Annotated in this window: 14 protein-coding genes; 5 read left to right on the top strand and 9 right to left on the bottom strand. The window is 65.5% G+C overall.

Annotated features, from left to right (window positions below; translation table 11 throughout):
* On the bottom strand, positions 1-785 hold a 785-nt coding region (locus tag A6723_RS23200; protein WP_175405576.1), incomplete at its 3' end, for a cbb3-type cytochrome c oxidase subunit I.
* A gap of 113 nt (positions 786-898) precedes the next feature.
* Between A6723_RS23200 and A6723_RS23195 the strand changes: the two genes are divergently transcribed.
* Together A6723_RS23195 and cprA are read left to right on the top strand one after the other, a co-directional pair.
* Positions 899-1,597: an alpha/beta family hydrolase gene (locus A6723_RS23195; protein WP_139093040.1), complete on the top strand. Its 699-nt coding sequence runs from the start codon at positions 899-901 to the stop codon at positions 1,595-1,597.
* Positions 1,598-1,685: 88 nt separating this feature from the next.
* On the top strand, positions 1,686-2,858 hold the full coding sequence (gene cprA, locus A6723_RS23190; protein WP_256235328.1) for a cationic peptide resistance protein CprA: 1,173 nt from the start codon (positions 1,686-1,688) through the stop codon (positions 2,856-2,858).
* Between the two features lie 215 nt (positions 2,859-3,073).
* Here the strand turns inward: cprA and A6723_RS23185 are convergent, their stop codons facing one another.
* Together A6723_RS23185 and acnA are read right to left on the bottom strand one after the other, a co-directional pair.
* Entirely contained in the window at positions 3,074-4,639 is a 1,566-nt protein-coding gene (locus A6723_RS23185; RefSeq protein WP_065348206.1) for a PAS domain-containing methyl-accepting chemotaxis protein, read from the bottom strand.
* 196 nt (positions 4,640-4,835) lie between these two features.
* Positions 4,836-7,568 (bottom strand): aconitate hydratase AcnA, encoded by a 2,733-nt coding sequence (gene acnA / locus A6723_RS23180; protein ID WP_054910511.1) that lies wholly within the window; start codon positions 7,566-7,568, stop codon positions 4,836-4,838.
* A gap of 345 nt (positions 7,569-7,913) precedes the next feature.
* Here acnA and rlmM point away from each other — a divergent pair, with 345 nt between their 5' ends.
* Positions 7,914-8,981 (top strand): 23S rRNA (cytidine(2498)-2'-O)-methyltransferase RlmM, encoded by a 1,068-nt coding sequence (gene rlmM / locus A6723_RS23175; RefSeq protein ID WP_054910510.1) that lies wholly within the window; start codon positions 7,914-7,916, stop codon positions 8,979-8,981.
* Positions 8,982-9,081: 100 nt separating this feature from the next.
* A complete protein-coding gene (locus A6723_RS23170) occupies positions 9,082-9,960 on the top strand; it encodes a MaoC family dehydratase (RefSeq protein ID WP_054910509.1) in 879 nt (292 codons plus the stop codon).
* Positions 9,961-10,189: 229 nt separating this feature from the next.
* On the opposite strand, the gene A6723_RS23165 is transcribed toward A6723_RS23170, so the two are convergent.
* The gene (locus A6723_RS23165) at positions 10,190-11,746 is read right to left on the bottom strand and encodes an alpha/beta hydrolase (protein ID WP_054910508.1); all 1,557 of its coding nucleotides are present in this window, start codon (positions 11,744-11,746) and stop codon (positions 10,190-10,192) included.
* A gap of 152 nt (positions 11,747-11,898) precedes the next feature.
* Here A6723_RS23165 and tusA point away from each other — a divergent pair, with 152 nt between their 5' ends.
* Positions 11,899-12,138, top strand: coding sequence for a sulfurtransferase TusA (gene tusA / locus A6723_RS23160; RefSeq protein ID WP_015477744.1), 240 nt, complete (start codon positions 11,899-11,901; stop codon positions 12,136-12,138).
* Between the two features lie 226 nt (positions 12,139-12,364).
* Here the strand turns inward: tusA and A6723_RS23155 are convergent, their stop codons facing one another.
* From A6723_RS23155 to A6723_RS23135, 5 genes are all read right to left on the bottom strand, one after another.
* Positions 12,365-13,180, bottom strand: coding sequence for an ABC transporter permease (locus A6723_RS23155; RefSeq protein ID WP_054910507.1), 816 nt, complete (start codon positions 13,178-13,180; stop codon positions 12,365-12,367).
* 18 nt (positions 13,181-13,198) lie between these two features.
* Positions 13,199-14,035 (bottom strand): ABC transporter permease, encoded by an 837-nt coding sequence (locus A6723_RS23150; RefSeq protein ID WP_045209150.1) that lies wholly within the window; start codon positions 14,033-14,035, stop codon positions 13,199-13,201.
* A 15-nt stretch (positions 14,036-14,050) separates the two neighbouring features.
* Entirely contained in the window at positions 14,051-15,181 is a 1,131-nt protein-coding gene (locus tag A6723_RS23145; RefSeq protein WP_065348205.1) for an ABC transporter substrate-binding protein, read from the bottom strand.
* 56 nt (positions 15,182-15,237) lie between these two features.
* Positions 15,238-16,323, bottom strand: a complete 1,086-nt coding sequence (locus A6723_RS23140) for an ABC transporter ATP-binding protein (RefSeq protein ID WP_054909910.1) — start codon at positions 16,321-16,323, stop codon at positions 15,238-15,240.
* Positions 16,324-16,462: 139 nt separating this feature from the next.
* Positions 16,463-17,386, bottom strand: a complete 924-nt coding sequence (locus A6723_RS23135; RefSeq protein ID WP_037018793.1) for a LysR substrate-binding domain-containing protein — start codon at positions 17,384-17,386, stop codon at positions 16,463-16,465.
* Positions 17,387-17,704: the final 318 nt, after the last annotated feature.

Genomic DNA, 17,704 nt, shown 5'->3' with positions numbered 1-17,704 from the left:
GTGTAGTGCAGGTGGTGCGGGCCGGCCCAGATGTAGACGGCGATCAGCGCCCAGAAGTGGACGATGGACAGGCGATAGGAATAGACCGGACGCTCGGCCTGCTTCGGAACGAAGTAGTACATCATCCCCAGGAAGCCGGCGGTCAGGAAGAAGCCCACGGCGTTGTGGCCGTACCACCACTGGATCATGGCGTCAGTAGCGCCCGAGTACAGGGAGTAGGACTTGGTCAGGCTGACCGGGATTTCCAGGTTGTTGACCACGTGCAGGATCGCCACGGTCAGGATGAAGCCGCCGAAGAACCAGTTGCCCACGTAGATGTGCTTGGTCTTGCGCTTCATCAGCGTGCCGAAGAAGACAATGGCGTAGGAAACCCAGACGATGGTGATCAGGATGTCGATCGGCCATTCCAGCTCGGCGTACTCCTTGGAGGAGGTCATGCCCAGCGGCAGGGTAATGGCCGCCAACAGGATCACCAGCTGCCAACCCCAGAAGGTGAAGGAAGCGAGCGGACCTGCGAACAGGCGGGTCTGGCAGGTGCGCTGCACCGAGTAGTAGCTGGTGGCGAACAGTGCGCAGCCGCCGAAGGCGAAGATCACCGCATTGGTATGCAGCGGGCGCAGGCGCCCGAAGCTCGTCCACGGTAAGCCGAGGTTAAGGTCCGGCCACACCAATTGAGCGGCGATCAGGACACCGACGGCCATGCCGACGATCCCCCATACCACTGTCATAATGGCGAACTGGCGGACCACCTTATAGTTATAAGCGGTCTGATTGGTTGTGCTCATTTATGGGCTTCCATCCACGGTTATGGGCTATGCCCATCCCGGCAGGTTTTTTACGGCTTACGCCGCCCCTCCCCCTTGGGATAGGTACTAATTCGGAATTAGCGGAGTGAAGGATGGATAAAGGCCCGTCGAGGAATATTGATTCGGATCAATTGCCGCCTGAGACCCCTGTCGCGGGCGCATGCGGTCCTTTGTCGCTGCTGCGGAACCCGGCACGGCGCGAACTGTCGGCTACGCTGGTTCTGGCCCATGGCGCGGGTGCGCCGATGGACAGCCCGTTCATGGGCGATATCGCCGCGCGGTTGGCCGAACGGGGTATCTCCGTCGTGCGCTTCGAGTTCCCCTATATGGCTATGCGCCGCGAGGACGGCCGGCGGCGTCCGCCCAATCCGCAGAAGCACTTGCTGGAGTGCTGGCGGCAGGTTTACGCGCAGGTTCGCGCCGAAGTGGCAGGCAAGCTGGCGATTGGCGGCAAATCCATGGGCGGGCGCATGGCCAGCCTGTTGGCGGACGAACTGGGCGCCGACGCGCTGGTCTGCCTGGGCTACCCGTTCTATGCCGCCGGCAAGCCGGAAAAACCGCGCGTGGCCCACCTCGCCGAACTGAAGACGCCAACCCTGATCGTCCAGGGCGAGCGCGATGCACTGGGCGACCGCCCCACGGTCGAAGGCTACGCGTTGTCACCGGCGATCCAGCTGCACTGGCTGGCGGCGGCCGACCATGATCTCAAGCCACTCAAGGCGTCCGAGCTGACCCATGACCAGCACCTGGAAACGACCGCCGAGCAGATAGCAGCATTCCTCGCGTCGTAACCACGCCTTAAGGCAAGCCTTCCTATCCTCGCGCCGCCGGCTCTCTGGAGCCGGCGCCCCGCTTCCAGAGGACAGGCCGAAGGCTGCCATGAACACCGAATTCGCTGATCGCATTGCCCCCCATTCTTCCCGCTTCACCCACGGCGCCGCGCACAGTCTGCTGCTGACGGGTGCCACCGGTTTCCTCGGCGGCGCTGTTGCCGCGCACCTGATTGCCGATGGCCAGAGCGAGGCGTTGCTGTTCCTGGTGCGCGCCGAAACGCCAGCCCAGGGCCTGGAGCGCCTGCGTGACAACTTGCGTCTGCACTGCGTGCCAGAGACTGCTCTGGAGCGCCTCCAGGACCACCAGATCCTCTGCGGCGACCTGCTCGACACGGCCTGGATGCAGGGCGAGCGCGCGCGCCTGATGCGCGTGGAGCAGGTGATCAACTGTGCCGCCGTCGCCTCGTTCTCGAAGAATCCGAGCATCTGGCCGGTCAACGTCGAAGGCACTTTCGCCTTCGCCCGGCTGCTCAGCCAGTCGCGTAACCTCAAGCGCTTCCTGCATGTGGGCACGGCCATGTGCTGTGGCCCGCAGCGTGAGTCGCCAGTGCGCGAGTCCTGGGATTTCCCGGACAGTGAGAAGCAGTTGGTGGACTACACCGCGTCCAAGGCCGAGATCGAGCGGCGCATGCGTGAAGAATTGCCGCAATTGCCGCTGGTGGTGGCGCGACCGTCCATCGTGGTTGGGCATCGCGAGTTGGGCTGCCGCGCCTCGGGCAGCATCTTCTGGGTGTTCCGCATGGGCTTCGCCCTGGAGAGTTTTACCTGCGGCCTGGACGAGCAGATCGACGTGATCCCGGTGGATTACTGCGCCGAAGCGCTGGTGGCCCTGGCGCTCAAGCCGAAGCTGAGCCACAGCCTCTACCACATCTCCGCCGGCCACGGTTCGGCCTGCACCTTCGGCGAGATCGACCAGGCCTACGCCGACGCGCGCGGCGAAGCGCCGGTGGGCAAGCGTTACCGCAAGGTCAGTTCGCAGGACCTGCGCGAACTGGCGGGCAGTTTCGAGAGCCGCATCGGCAAGGCCAATCCACGCCTGGTATTGCGCGCGCTGCGCCTGTACAGCGGCTTCGCCGACCTCAACTACCTGTTCGACAACCAGCGCCTGCTCGACGAGGGGATCGCTGCGCCGCCGCGCTTCACCGACTACGTGGACGTCTGCGTGCATTCCTCGCGGGATGTGAGCATCCCGGCGCAGATGCAGTGGGATTTCAAGTAGCCGGCTGAAGGCTGCGAGTGGGTGTGCGCTGTAGGAGCGAGCTTGCTCGCGAACCCGGCCCTGTCGTGGAGCTGTTCGCGAGCAAGCTCGCTCCTACAAAGAGCTGAGCCGCGAGGCACAGGGCCGTAGGGCGAATAACCCGGAACGGGTTATCCGCCGTTTCAGGTTACGGCGGATAACGCTGGCGCGTTATCCGCCCTACGCGTTGTCTGGTCTCAGCGGTTGAACCGCTCCACCAGCGAATACTGGCGCTGCGCGGTTTGCGTCAGTTCCTCGCTGAGCAGGGCGGTGCGCTGGGCTTCGCCGGACGTCTGGTCGGCGAGGTTGGCGATGGTGCTGATGTTGCGGTTGATCTCCTCGGCCACGGCGCTCTGTTCTTCCGCGGCGGCGGCGATCTGGGTGGCCATTTCGGTGATGTTGGCTACCGCGTCGCTGATGCCGACCAGTGCGCTGTCCGCCTGCAGCACACGCTCCACGCCCTCGTCGGCCTGGCGGCGACCGGAGTCCATGGCGCGCACGGCCTCCGTGGCGGTGTTCTGCAGGTTGGCGATGAGCTGGTGAATCTGTCCGGTGGACTCGGCGGTGCGCTGGGCCAGCGAACGAACTTCGTCGGCGACCACGGCAAAGCCGCGGCCCATCTCGCCAGCACGGGCGGCTTCGATGGCGGCATTGAGTGCCAGCAGGTTGGTCTGGTCGGCAATGCCCTTGATCACGTCCACCACGCCGCCGATCTGCTCGCTGTCGCGGGCGAGTTGGCTGACCGCCTCACCGGTTTCACCCACGGAGCTGGAGAGACGCTGCATGGCCTCGCGAGTCTCTGCGGCGATCTGTCGGCCATCCGTGGTCAGGTCGTTGGCCTGGCGGGTGGCATCGGCGGTGCGCTGCACGTTGTCGGCCACTTCCTGGGTGGTAGCGGCCATCTGGTTGACGGCGGTGGCTACCTGCTCGGTTTCCTGGCGCTGGCGGTCCAGCCCGGCGGAGCTGTGGTGGGCCAGCGAGTCGGCTTCGCGGGCCTGCTCGGTGAGGGTTTCGGCGGTGTCCTGCAGGCGGGTCAGACAGGTCTTCAGGCGAGCTTCCTGGCTGAGAATGGACATTTCCAGGCGCGCCTGTGCGCCACGGCTGTCGGTGTACATCTGTGCGATCAGCGGGTCGGAAGTGGTCTGCTCGGCCAGGCGCAGTAGGCGCTTGAGGCCGCGCTGTTGCCAGCCAAGGCCGGCGAGGCCCAGCGGAATCGACAGCAGGGCGGCCAGCAGGAAGCCCCAATGCGAATTCAGCCAGACGCCGATAAGGAAGCCGATCTGGCCGATCAGGATGAACGGCAGCCAGTCCAGCAGCACTGGTAGCCAACGGTCACGAGCCGGAATGGCTGACTTGCCGGTGTTGATCCGTGCGTACAGCGCTTCGGCGCGGCGCACCTGTTCAGCGGTGGGTTTCACCCGCACCGATTCGTAACCGACGATCTCGTTGCGCTCATAGATGGGCGTGACGTAGGCGCTGACCCAGTAGTGGTCGCCGTTCTTGCAGCGGTTCTTGACGATGCCCATCCACGGGCGGCCCTTTTTCAGGGTGGCCCACATGTGCGCGAACACGGCGGACGGAACGTCCGGGTGGCGCACCAGGTTGTGCGGTGCGCCGACCAGTTCCTCGCGGGAGAATCCGCTGATGGCGGTAAAGGCTTCGTTGGCGTAACCGATCACGCCGCGGGCATCGGTGGTGGAGATCAGCCGCTGTTCGGCGGGGAAGGAGCGTTCACGCTGGGTGATCGGCTGGTTGTTGCGCATCAGGCTGGGATCTCGGGCAAAGTCGGAAATGGTACGTCTGTCCAGCTTATCGGCCGCTGGATCGGAAATTTGATAGCGATCACAGAAAAATGTCAGAAGAGTGACGCCAGGATATGGACGATAGCCTATAGCCATCGGTCACCGAAATGGAACGAAAGAAGGAGGGCGGCGGCCCGTTGCAGGCCGCCGCACCGTTCTAGATCAAGCTGCGCAGCACATAGTGGAGGATGCCGCCGGCCTTGAAGTACTCGACTTCGTTCTGGGTATCGATGCGGCAGAGCACCTCGAAGCTGTCCTGGCTGCCGTCTTCGCGCTTCACCCCGACCTTGAGGTTCATATGCGGCTTCAGTTCGCCCGACAGGCCACTGATGCTCAGCACTTCCTTGCCGGTCAGCTTGAGCGCCTTGCGGTCCTGGCCATCCTTGAACTGCAGCGGCAACACGCCCATGCCCACCAGGTTGGAGCGGTGGATGCGCTCGAAACTCTCGGCGATCACCGCTTTCACGCCCAGCAGGTTGGTGCCCTTGGCCGCCCAGTCGCGGGAGGAGCCGGTGCCGTATTCCTTGCCGGCGATGATCACCAGCGGCGTGCCGTCCTGCTGGTAGCGCATGGCGGCATCGTAGATCGCCAGCTTGTCGCCAGTCGGTACGTAGAGCGTGTTGCCACCTTCCTCGCCACCGAGCATCTCGTTCTTGATGCGGATGTTGGCGAAGGTGCCGCGCATCATCACCTCATGGTTGCCACGCCGCGAGCCGTACGAGTTGAAGTCGGCGTAGGCCACGCCGTGCTCGCTGAGGTAGCGTCCGGCGGGGCTGTCCTTCTTGATGTTGCCGGCCGGGGAGATGTGGTCGGTGGTCACCGAGTCGCCCAGTACCGCGAGGATGCTGGCACCGTCGATATCCCCGACTTTCGGCGGGGCTTCGGCGATGTGCTCGAAGAACGGCGGATGCTGGATGTAGGTGGAGTCGTCCTGCCAGGTGTAGGTCTGGGCGTCCGGCACCTGGATTGCACGCCATTTCTCGTCGCCCTGGAAGACTTCGGCGTACTCCTTGTGGAACATCGCCGTATCGACTTTCTGTACGGCGTCAGCGATTTCCTGCTGGGTTGGCCAGATGTCCTTCAGATAGACCGGCTGACCGTCCTTGCCGGTGCCCAGCGGGTCCCTGGTCAGGTCGGTGCGCACGGTGCCGGCCAGGGCGTAGGCGACCACCAGCGGCGGCGAGGCCAGCCAGTTGGTTTTCACCAGCGGATGGACGCGGCCTTCGAAGTTGCGGTTGCCGGAAAGCACCGAGGCGACTGTCAGGTCGGCCTGTTGCACCGCTTTCTCGATGGGCTCAAGCAGCGGCCCCGAGTTGCCGATGCAGGTGGTGCAGCCGTAACCCACCAGGTCGAAGCCCAGTTCGTCCAGGTAGCGGGTCAGGCCGGCGGCGTGGAAGTAGTCGGTCACCACTTTCGAACCGGGTGCGAGCGAGCTCTTCACCCAGGGCTTGCGCTGCAGGCCTTTCTCCAGCGCCTTCTTCGCCAGCAGGCCGGCGGCCATCATGACGCTGGGGTTGGAGGTGTTGGTGCAGGAGGTGATGGCGGCGATTACCACGGCGCCGTTCTTCAGCCGATGAGTCTGGCCCTCGTGCTGGTAATCGGCCTCGCCGGCCGCAATGGAGGCGCCGACGGCTGCACCGCCACCGCCTTCATTGAGCAGGCGGCCTTCCTCGCTGGGTACCGGTTTGATCTGCAGGCCGAGGAAATCGTCGAAGGCCTGGCTGACGTGGCCGAGGGCGACGCGGTCCTGCGGGCGCTTCGGCCCGGCGAGGCTGGCTTCGACTTCGCCCATGTCCAGTTGCAGGCTGTCGGTGAAGACCGGCTCGTGGCCTTTTTCGCGCCACAGGCCCTGGGCCTTGCTGTAGGCCTCCACCAGCTTGACGACATCGTCCGGGCGGCCGGACAGGCGCAGGTAGCCCAGGGTGATCTCGTCTACCGGGAAGAAACCGCAGGTGGCGCCGTACTCCGGGGCCATGTTGGCAATGGTGGCACGGTCCGCTAGCGGCAGGTCGGCGAGGCCGTCGCCGTAGAATTCGACGAATTTTCCGACGACACCTTTCTTGCGCAGCATCTGGGTGACGGTCAGCACCAGGTCGGTGGCGGTGATGCCTTCCTTCAGCTTGCCGGTGAGCTTGAAGCCGATCACCTCGGGAATCAGCATCGACACCGGTTGGCCGAGCATGGCCGCTTCTGCCTCGATGCCGCCGACGCCCCAGCCGAGCACGCCGAGGCCGTTGATCATGGTGGTGTGCGAGTCGGTGCCGACCAGTGTGTCGGGGAAGGCGTAGGTGCGGCCGTCCTCGTCCTTGGTCCACACCGTGCGCCCCAGGTATTCCAGGTTGACCTGGTGGCAGATGCCGGTGCCCGGTGGCACCACGCGGAAGTTGTCGAAGGCGTTCTGGCCCCAGCGCAGGAAGGCATAGCGCTCGCCGTTGCGCTCCATCTCGATCTCGACGTTCTGCGCGAAGGCTGACTGGCTGGCGAACTTGTCGACCATCACCGAGTGGTCGATGACCAGGTCGACCGGCGACAGCGGGTTGATCTTCTGCGGATCACCGCCGGCCTTGGCCATGGCGTCGCGCATGGCGGCCAGGTCGACCACCGCCGGCACGCCGGTGAAGTCCTGCATCAGCACGCGGGCGGGGCGGTACTGGATCTCGCGCTCGGAGCTGCGGGTCTTCAGCCAGCCGGCCAGGGCTTTGAGGTCATCGCCGGTGACGGTGTTGCCGTCCTCCCAGCGCAACAGGTTTTCCAGCAGGACTTTCAGGGACATGGGCAGTTTGCCCAGGTCGCCGAGACTCTTCGCCGCTTCAGGCAGGCTGTAATAGTGATAGGTCTTGCCGGCGACCTCCAGGGTACGCAGGCTGTTCAGGCTATCCACTGCGGGCATGACATTCTCCTCAGGCTTGGATTCTGCTCGTGATCGTCAGGCACGGCTGATGTCGGGTGCGCTAGCGATACTTGGCGAAAGTGCGTTCAACCGAGCTGATCCATCGCAGAAAAAGCGCGATTGGCGGCAAATTTCGCCATGCAGGGCAATCATCGGGCAGTCTTCTGGGCGGTTAGGCCAGAACACTCAAGCTAGACCGTCCGACGGGGTGTTGCCATCTGTTCTGGACCGTTCGCTGGGTGAACGGGTTCAGAACAAATGACTCTGTCTGTGGGACCATTCCTGTAAATCAGCATGAAACCTTCGTGGGCAGCCTCTATAGTGCGCGGCCGAGGAGACACCCCGATGAATACCCTGTTACTGCACTGCCGGCCGGGCTTCGAGAATGAGGTTTGCGCCGAGCTGTCCGAGCACGCCGCGCGCCTGGATATTCCCGGCTACGCCCGCGCCAAGCCGGCAACCGCCTACGCCGAATTTATCTGCATGGACGCCGATGGCGCCGAGCGCTTGATGCGCCAACTGCGCTTCCCCGAGCTGATCTTCCCGCGCCAGTGGGCGCGAGGTACGGGCTTCACCACCCTGCCGGAGCAGGACCGCATTGGTGCGATCCTCGAGGCCCTGGCCAGCTTCCCGCAGTGCGGCAGCCTCTGGCTGGAGGTGTTCGACACCAACGACGGCAAGGAGCTCTCGACCTTCTGCCGCAAGTTCGAGAAGCCCCTGCGCGCGGCCCTGGTGAAGGCCGGCAAGCTGGTGGAAGACCCCAGCCTGCCGCGCCTGCTGCTGACCTTCCGCTCTGGCCGCGAGGCCTTCATCGGCGTGGCCGAGGCGCGCAACTGCGCGATGTGGCCGATGGGCATTCCGCGCCTGAAGTTCCCTCGCGAGGCGCCCAGCCGCTCGACGCTCAAGCTGGAAGAAGCCTGGCACCACTTCATCCCCCGCGCCGACTGGGACCGCCGCCTGGCGCCGGACATGCTCGCCGTGGACCTGGGCGCATCGCCCGGCGGCTGGACCTGGCAGCTGGTGAACCGGGAGATGCGTGTGGTCGCCGTGGACAACGGGCCGATGGCGGAAAACCTGATGTACTCCGGGCTGGTCGAGCACCAGCGCGTCGACGGTTACGCCTTCCGCCCGCGCCAGCGCATGGACTGGATGGTCTGCGATATCGTCGAGAAGCCCGCACGCACGGGAGCGATGATCGAGACCTGGATCGGTGAGGGGCTGTGCCGCGAGGCCATCGTCAACCTCAAGCTGCCGATGAAGCAGCGTTATGCCGAGGTGCGGCGCATCCTCGACCGCCTGGAGGAGTCCTTCCGCGAGCGTGGGCTGAAAGTGCAGATCGGCTGCAAGCAGCTCTACCACGATCGTGAGGAAGTGACCTGCCACCTGCGCCGCATCGAGAAGGGCGAGCGCTAGCGACTCGGAACGGCTCCGCAGCGCCACCCGACCTTTGGTGGCTTGTCGCGCCGCCCGGCATTGCCCATGCTAGGCGGCGCGAATCCTTGCGGAGACCTTCGTGAAGCGAAAGTTGCCCTCCCTGCTGGGCAGTTACAGCCGTATGCTGCTGCCGCGCCGTGGCCTGGGCCGCGATGAGCGCGTGCCCTACCTGGCAATGGACAGCCGTACCCTGAAATTCGACCTGCGCCACCTGCGCGCCTACCGCCAGCACTTCGGCCTCGACCCGGCGCTGGGCGTGCCGCTGCTCTATCCGCAGGTCATCAGTCTGCCGCTGCACCTGCGCCTGCTCAGCCGATCGCGCATGCCGCTGTCGGTCGTGGGGCTGATCCACCTGCGCAGCCATATCCAGCGCTACCGCATGCTTGATGAGCACGAACCGCTGCAGTTCGACTGCCGCATCCTCACCAGCCGGCGTAGCGAGCTGGGGCTGGAAGTGGATGTGGTTACCGAGGCCTGGCACCACGACATGCTCTACTGGCAGTCGATCACCACTTACCTGCGCCGTGGTGATTTCCTCGATGCCCAGACCGAACCCGACCCGCTGCCGGAGCGCGCCCAGTGGCACACCCTGGAAGCGCCCGTCCACTCCGGCGTGCAGTGGCGCGTGCCAAAGATCGTCGGCTGGCGCTATGCCGGGCTGAGCGGTGACTTCAACCCACTGCACCTGTCGCGCCTGATGGCCTCGCATTACGGCTTCGGCAAACCCTTCGCCCACGGCATGTGGGGCCTGGCGCGCAGCCTGACCGGCCGCCGCCTGGCGGAGAACGTGCGCCTGGATGCGCATTTCAAGGCGCCGCTGCCGCTGGGCAGCCAGGTGAAGCAGGTCTATCGCCGCCTCGGCAAGAAGGAGCAGTGGGCGTTGCTGCCCGCCGAAGGCGATGGCCAGCCGATGCTGCTGGCGCAACTGGACGAAGCGCCGGACGGGCCGTTGCGTTAGGCGATTCGCCGGGAAGCGTTGGTGCGGCTCTGTTCGCGAGCAAGCTCGCTCCTACAAACAGTGCGCCGATGCAAACCTGTAGGAGCGAGCTTGCTCGCGAACCGCTCAGCGCAGCGCTTGCTCGATGCTGACAACCCGTTGAACACGATGGCTGCCGTCATTGCCCGCGGGCCATTGATGGGTATCGCTTCGCTCCACGCCATCCTACGGTTCGACGATCGATGCGTATTTATCGACGCTCCGCCACACGAGGCTGCAGCGGTACCAGGCTCGGCAGCTGCACCTCGCCCCGCAACTCTACCGGTGCGATGCGCCAGGAACTGTTGAACAGGTACTGGTCGCTGAAACCGCTCACCAGCAGGCCGACCTCGTCCCCCGGCGCAAGGCTGGCGCTGACGGCGTTGAGGCGCGTGCTGCCCTGGTTCGCCAAGGGTTTCACCTGCTCATCCAGGCGCTGCGTGCGGCCATCGGCGCTGCGGATCGCCAGTGCCGCAAAAACCTGTGCGTCCGGGCGTTCCGCCAGTGGTTGATCCAGGCGCACGTCGGCGCTGCCCAGCAAGGCGCTGGTTTCGCTCACGCGCTGCAAGGGGATGAACGTCGAAGGCTGAACCAGGCCACTCAATGCCGGGCGGATCGCCGTGGCCGGCAGCGCGACGGTTACGCCCGGCGGAGGCAAGTCGTCCAGTGCCACTCCCTGGTCCAGATCGAGGCTGATGCACAGGTCCGGCACGCCGTCGGCGGCGCCAGGGCGCTTGCGCAGCTTTTCCTCGTACCAGGCGACGATGCCGGTATAGAGATTGATCGCCCGCGAGCCGCAATGGATCACCGGCTCGTTGTTGAACGGCGGCAATCCGCTCCAGGCTTGCATGGGCGGCGGCAGGATGTGGCCGCCCTGCATGCCGAGCAGGCGCACGTCCGCCGTGCCCTGTTTCAGGCACTGGCGGATCTGCAGGCCCTGGTCCAGCGGGAACAGGGTGTCGCGCAGACCCTGGATCAGCAGGGCGTCGGCGTGGGGCAGGCGGCCGGCCGCGCAGTAGCTGGCGAGGCTGTTGGCGTGCAACTCGGCCTGTACCGGCTCCGCCATGCGCCCGCCGGTGGTGTGCAGGTAGTCGGCCTGGACGAACTTGCCCAGGTCGTAGCCGGTAGCGAGCCCGAGGCTGACCAGCACGCCGCCCCAGCCAATCTTCAGCTGGCCGTCTGGCGCCAGGGCGTCGGCCAGGTCGTACCAGGTGGCGATGGGCACGATGGCGTCGATGCGCGGGTCTTCCGCCGAGGCCAGCAACTGCACGGCGCCGCCATAGCTTTCGCCGAGCATGCCGACGCGAGGGTCGTTCGGGCCGTCCATGGTCAGTCGTGCCAGGTGCGTGGCGGCCCAGTCGATCACTGCGCTGGCATCCTGGACCTCGAACTGCGGGTTCATCATCTCGATGCGCCCGTCGCTGCCGCCCCAGCCACGCTGGTCGTAGCTGACCACCCAGAAGCCGGCCTTCCAGGCGCGCAAGGCGGCGCGGCCGGACATCATGTTCTTGCCGTAGTAACCCTCCGGCCCGGTCACCCGCCAGCCGCCCCAGCCGTGGGTGTGGACGATCAGCGGGGCCGTTTCGCCGGCCTTCAGCGCGGGCTGGAAGACCGTGGCGGAGAGCCGGGTGCCGTCGCGCGCGACGATGACCGCCTCGAACCAGGTGGCTGGCAGGTCCTGGCCGCGGCTGGCGCTGAAGTCCGGAACCTGGTCGCGGGCGGCGCAGCCGGCGAGCAGGGCGAGGCACAGGCAGAGGAGGGCGCGCATCGGGACTCCAGGCAGGTCAGGCAGGTGCGCCAGCATGCCCGGCGCCCGTAGCGCCCACCCCCAACCAAGGTTGGGTGACCCGGACGGACGCGAGGTGACCGCACGGTGCGCTTTGCGCGACAATACGCCATTGGTTTTTCTGGAGTTACCCGATGTCCCAGCCAGTCGATGCGATTCTCGACGCCACCGGCCTGAACTGCCCCGAGCCGGTCATGATGTTGCACAACAAGGTGCGCGACCTGCCGGCCGGCGGGCTGCTCAAGGTGATTGCCACCGACCCTTCCACGCGCCGTGACATTCCCAAGTTCTGCGTCTTCCTCGGCCACGAACTGGTGGAGCAGCAGGAAGAGGCGGGCACCTACCTGTACTGGATTCGCAAGAAGGCGGAGTGATCGCGCTGCCGATATCCGGACGCGCGTAGGGGCGGACTTCGTCCGCGATGTCTTTACGCCGCGCGGTTGTTGCAGGGAGTGGCCGCTGCGCCCGACGTTGAATTTCAGCCGCAGAGTCACCGGCGATAGCGCTTTTCTGTAGGAGCGAGCTTGCTCGCGAACAAATCCCCGGGCAGCTCCGGCGCTGGGCGGTTCGCGAGCAAGCTCGCTCCTACAGGGAAAGGCTTCAGCTTCCTACCGGGCGTGCGGCAATCTTCTGGGCAATCATCCGCCCGATCAGCGCGATGAAGGTCAGGGCGATCAACACCACCGAAATCGCCGCCACCGCCGGGTCGATGTTGTCGCGCAGGCCGGACCAGATCTGCCGCGGCAACGTGTTCACCTCGGTACTGGTGACGAACAGCGTCACCGCGATCTCCTCCCAGCTCAGCGCAAAGCACAGCAGCGCCGTGCTTGCCACGCCCAGCTTGAGGTTCGGCAGCACCACCATGAAGGTCGTCTGGCCCAGGCTCGCGCCGAGGTTGCGCGCGGCCAGTTCGATGCGCCGGTCCAGTTGGCTGAGCGCCACCAGCATGGTCACCACGCCGTAGGGCACCACCATCACGATGTGCGCGATGGTCAGCCCGAACAGGGTGTCGTAGCCCAGGCCGGGGGCGAACTGGCTGACCTTGGTTTCCATGAAGTACAGGACCATCGCCGAGATCATCGGCGGGATCGCCATGGGCAACAGCACCAGGCCGATCAGCAGGGTCGCCAGGCGCGAGCGCAGGTACCAGATGCCGAGGCTGAAGCTCACCGCCAGCGCGGTCGCAATGATGCAGGTGGCGGTGGCGACGATCAGGCTCTGGCTGATCGCCGAGAGCCATTCCGGGCTGTCCAGCAGCGCGTGGTAATGCCGCAGCGACCAGTTGCCGTTGGGCATCGAGAGGAAGCGCTTGCTGGTGAAGGACACCGGGATCACCGCCAGCAGCGGGAAAATCATGAAGATCATCGCCATGGTCGCCAGCAGGCGGCTGGGGGCTTTGGTTTCGTGTGCGTTCATCAATGAGTACCTCGCTCCTCAGCCGACCAGCTTGTCGACGCGGGTCATGCGCAGCAGCGCCCAGATCATCCCGCTCACCAGCGCCAGCAGCACCACCGAAAGCGCCGCGCCCAGGCCCCAGTTGCTGGTCTGGAACATCTGCAGGTAGACGTACTCGGCCACCATCACCGTCTGCCCACCGCCGAGGATCGCCGGGGTGATGAAGAAGCCCAGGCAGAACACGAAGACGATGATGAAGGCGCCGAGGATGCCGGGAATGGTCTGCGGCACGAAGATGCTCCAGAAGGTGCGCATCTGCCCGGCGCCCAGGCCGCGCGCGGCGAGCAGCACGCGCGGGTCGAGGCGGCGCATGGTCGAGACCAGCGGGAACAGCGCGAAGGGCACCATGAAGTGGACCATGCCGATCACCACGCCCAGTTCGTTGCGCGTGAGCTGCAAGGGCTCGTTGGTGATGCCCAGGTACTGCAGCCAGTCGTTGAGCAGACCGTTGCTGCGCAGGGCGATCAGCCAGCCGAAGGCACGCACCAGCACCGACAGCCAGAACGGGATGAACACGCAGATTTCCACCACGCGCTGCCAGAACGGCGGGCTGTAGACCCAGCAGTAGGCCATCAGGTAGGCGATCACCAGGGAGATCACGCTGACCGTGGTGCACAGGCGGAAGGTCCGCCAGAGCACGTCGTGGATCGCCGGGTCCGTCATGATCCGCTGGTACTGCTCGATCCCGGGCTCCGGCAGGGTCACGCTCCAGCCGAGCACGCCGAGGAAGGGCAGTACGTAGAACACGAACAGGACAATCGGCAGTGGCAGCAGCAGGGCGCCCAGCTTCAGCCGCGAGGGGGCGTTATCGGCCATGACCTGCGCTCCGCGTCACTTGGAAATGTGGGTCAGGTACTGCTCCAGGGTCGCCGCGTAGTGGTCGGTGTACCACTCGTGGCTGAGCATGATCTGCTTGGGCAGGTTTGCCGGATCGGTGCAGTTGAGGTGCTTGCGGTCCTCGGGGATCAGCGCGGCGGCGGCGGGGTTGGCCGGGCCGTTGCCGAACATCTTGAACAGCTCGACCTGGGACTGCGGGTCCTGGGCGTAGGCGATGAACTTCATCGCGGCCTCGGTGCCGGCCGGGTTGCCCTTGAGCACGCCCCAGTTGCTGCAGCCCAGCAGGGCATTGTCGAAAGTCCACTTGATGCGGTCTTCGCTGTCCTCGGTGATCACCTGGGCGCGGGTGTTCCAGATTGCGCCCATGGAGACTTCGCCCTCGATCAGCAATTGCTGGGTTTCCGCGCCCGAGCCCCAGAAGGCCAGTACGTGGGGCTTCAGCTCCTCGATCTTCTTCATGGCGCGCGGCACGTCCAGCGGGTAGAGCTTGTCCGGCGCCACGCCGTCGGCCAGCAACGCGGCTTCGAGCATGCCGTTCATCCACTTGTAGAGCGTGCGCTTGCCGGGGAAGGTCTTCACGTCCCAGAAGTCCGCCCAGGTCTTCGGCGCCTTGTCGCCGAAACGCTCGCTGTCATAGGCGATCACGTAGCTGAGCATGTAATCGGCGATGCCGTATTCGTAGGCGAAGCCGGGCAGCACCTTGTCCTTGGACACGACGTTGTAGTCGATCGGCTGCACCAGGCCTTCCTTGCCGAGGTTCTGCAGGATCGAGCTTTCCGCGTCGACCACGTCCCAGCTCACCCGGCCGCTGGACAGCTGGGTGCGGATGGCGCCCTCGGTGGGGCCGCTGCCGTCGATCTTGGTCGGGATGCCGGTGGCCTTGGAGAAGCCCTCGGTCCAGGCCTTGCCGAACGCCTTGATGGCGTCGCCGCCCCAGTTCACTACCACCAGCGGCTTGTCGCCGGCGGCGAAGCTCACGCCGTTGCGCAGGGCCAGCGGCAGGGCGGCCATCAGGCCCATGCCCTTGAGGAAGGTACGGCGGTCGATCTGGCCGCGACGGGTCTTTTCGATGAGGACTTCGATGCAGTCTTGCTGGTGCGGATTGAACTCTTTGGGATTGAACATGGGGGCAGCTCCCGATCAGGTGGGATGGCGAAAAGGGGACTAACGCGTTCGGCGGCTCAGGCCAGCAGCAGGCTTTTCTCGATGGGCCAGCTCAGCCAGACCTTCGAGCCATGCTCCAGGCGTGAGGCCTGATGGTCGGCGTGTACGGCCAGGCTCATCGGCAACTTGCCTTCGGCGCCGGCACCCAGGCACAGCTCGGTGCTGGCGCCCTGGTAGGTCTTGGCGGTCAGTACGGCTTGCACCACGTTGTGGCCGTTCACCTGTGGCGGTGCGCTGTGCAGTTGCATGTGCTCCGGGCGTACCGCCAGCAGCGGCGCGTCGGCCTGCAGGGCGGGGGAGTAGCTGGCGCGCAGTTCGGCCTCGCCGAAGCGCCCGCAGGCCAGCTCGCCGGCGCGGCCCACCTGGCTCAGCGGGAAGAGGTTCATCTTGCCGAGGAATTCGGCGACGAAGCGGTTGTTCGGCTGGTTGTAGATGATCTCAGGCGCGTCGACCTGGGCCAGTTGGCCACGGTTGAAGATGGCGATGCGGGTGGACAGGGCGAGGGCTTCGTTCTGGTCGTGGGTGACGAAGACGAAGGTGGTGCCGACCTGGCGGTGGATGCGCTGCAGTTCGGCCTGCAGTTGCTCGCGCAGGTTCTTGTCGAGGGCGGAGAGCGGTTCGTCGAGCAGCAGCATGTCTGGTTCGAAGACCAGGGCGCGGGCGATGGCCACGCGTTGCTGCTGGCCGCCGGAAAGCTCGCCCGGGCGCTTGCCCAGGTGCTCGCCGAGGCCGACCACTTCGAGCATGTGGCGCACGCGGCGGTTGCGTTCCTCGGCCTTCACCCCGCGGATCTTCAGCGGGAAGGCGACGTTGTCCTCGATGCTCATGTGCGGGAACAGGGCGTAGCCCTGGAACACCATGCCGAAGTTGCGCTTCTCGGCGGGGCGCTTGGTGATGTCGGCGCCGCCTTCCTCCAGACGACCACGGGACGGGTCCTGGAAGCCGGCGAGGATCATCAGGAAGGTGGTCTTGCCGGAGCCCGACGGGCCGAGGAGAGTGAGGAACTCACCCTGCTGGACGTCGATGTTCACGCCATCCAGCGCGTTGAAACTTCCGTAGCTCTTGCCGATGCCGATGGCACGGAGTTGGGGCTGTCGCTCCACTGCACTTACCTCGATTTCTTGTTCTTGTTCGAGCAGCCGCCGGGTGAGGATCAGGTAAAAATCAGCGGCCTTTTTTTAACGCAGTATTGTCAAATCTCTCTTCGCTTCAATCGCGTTTTTTTGCCCTCATTGTTCGAAATCACTCACCAATCAACGCATGACGCGCATTCTGGCGGAACTGCTCGGACATCCGCAGCTCGGCCTTCATCCACGCCTTGAAGGCCCGTACGTCGGGGCGTTCGGACTTGGCCGGGTCGGTGACGAAGTAGTAGCGGTTGGGCGGCTCGATGGCGACGTTGAACAGGCGCACCAACTGCCCCTTGGCCATGGCGTCGCCGCTGACCAGCGCATCGCCCATGGCCACGCCCTGGCCTGCGATGGCCGCCGACTGCACCAGGTGCGCGTCGGAGAAGACGATGCCGTTGCGCACATTGAGGTTCTTCACCCCGGCGGCGGCGGTCCACAGCAGCCAGTCGGAGTGATCGACCATGTGCAGGAAGGGCAGGCTGGCCAGGTCTTCCGGCGAGTCGAGGCCGCCGACGGAGTTGATCAGCGACGGGCTGCACACCGGGAAGGTGTCCAGGGTGGCGATCAGGTCCACGTGCAGGTCCTGCCAGTCGCCCACGCCGTAGGCGATGAACAGGTCGACGTCACGGTCGCTGACGTCGTCGGGGACGCGGGGCGAGACCAGGTTCAGCTCCACCTGCGGGTGGGCGCGCTGGAACTTGCCGATCTGGTGGCACAGCCAGTAGGTGGCAAAGCCCGGCGTGCAGCTCACGCACAGGCGGCCGGAGACCTCCTCGGCGTTGGCGAAGCGCCGCGCCTCATTGAGGATCGCCAGGGCGCGCTGGGTTTCGCGGGCGAAGCATTCGCCGTGGTAGGTCAGCGCAATGCCGCGGCCGACTCGCTCGGTGAGCGGGATGCCCAGGCAGTCTTCGAGGCTGTGCAACTGGTGGCTGACAGCGCTGCGGGTCAGGCTCAGCTCGCTGGCCGCGCCGGACAGGCTGCCCAGGCGGGCGACGGCGTCCAGCACGCGCAGGGCGGTCATCGAGGGGAAACGCATGGCTCACTCCAAGTGCGCGAAGTGGAGCCTTTATCCCTGAGCGGGGCGGTGGTGTCGAGTGGCTGCGGGTACGGGCGGAGAGGGTGGGTGTTGCGGGGCACAGTCTACGGATCAACTCGGGCGCTTGTGCCTGCGTGGGAGCGGACTCTGTCCGCGATATGTTTGCCTCGCGCCTGGGTTGCCCGCGTCGCTTTGGCGTGTGCGCGGACTTCTTGTTTCGCCCCCACGGGCGAGTCCCTTTTGGCAAACGCCCCAAAAGGAACCAAAAAGTCTTGCCCCGGACATCCGGTTTTTCGCTTGGGGCGAAAAATWCCCTCT

This window comes from Pseudomonas sp. AU11447, from assembly GCF_001672555.2.
GTDB lineage: Bacteria > Pseudomonadota > Gammaproteobacteria > Pseudomonadales > Pseudomonadaceae > Pseudomonas > Pseudomonas nitroreducens.
This window is presented reverse-complemented; position numbering and strand designations above follow the sequence as displayed.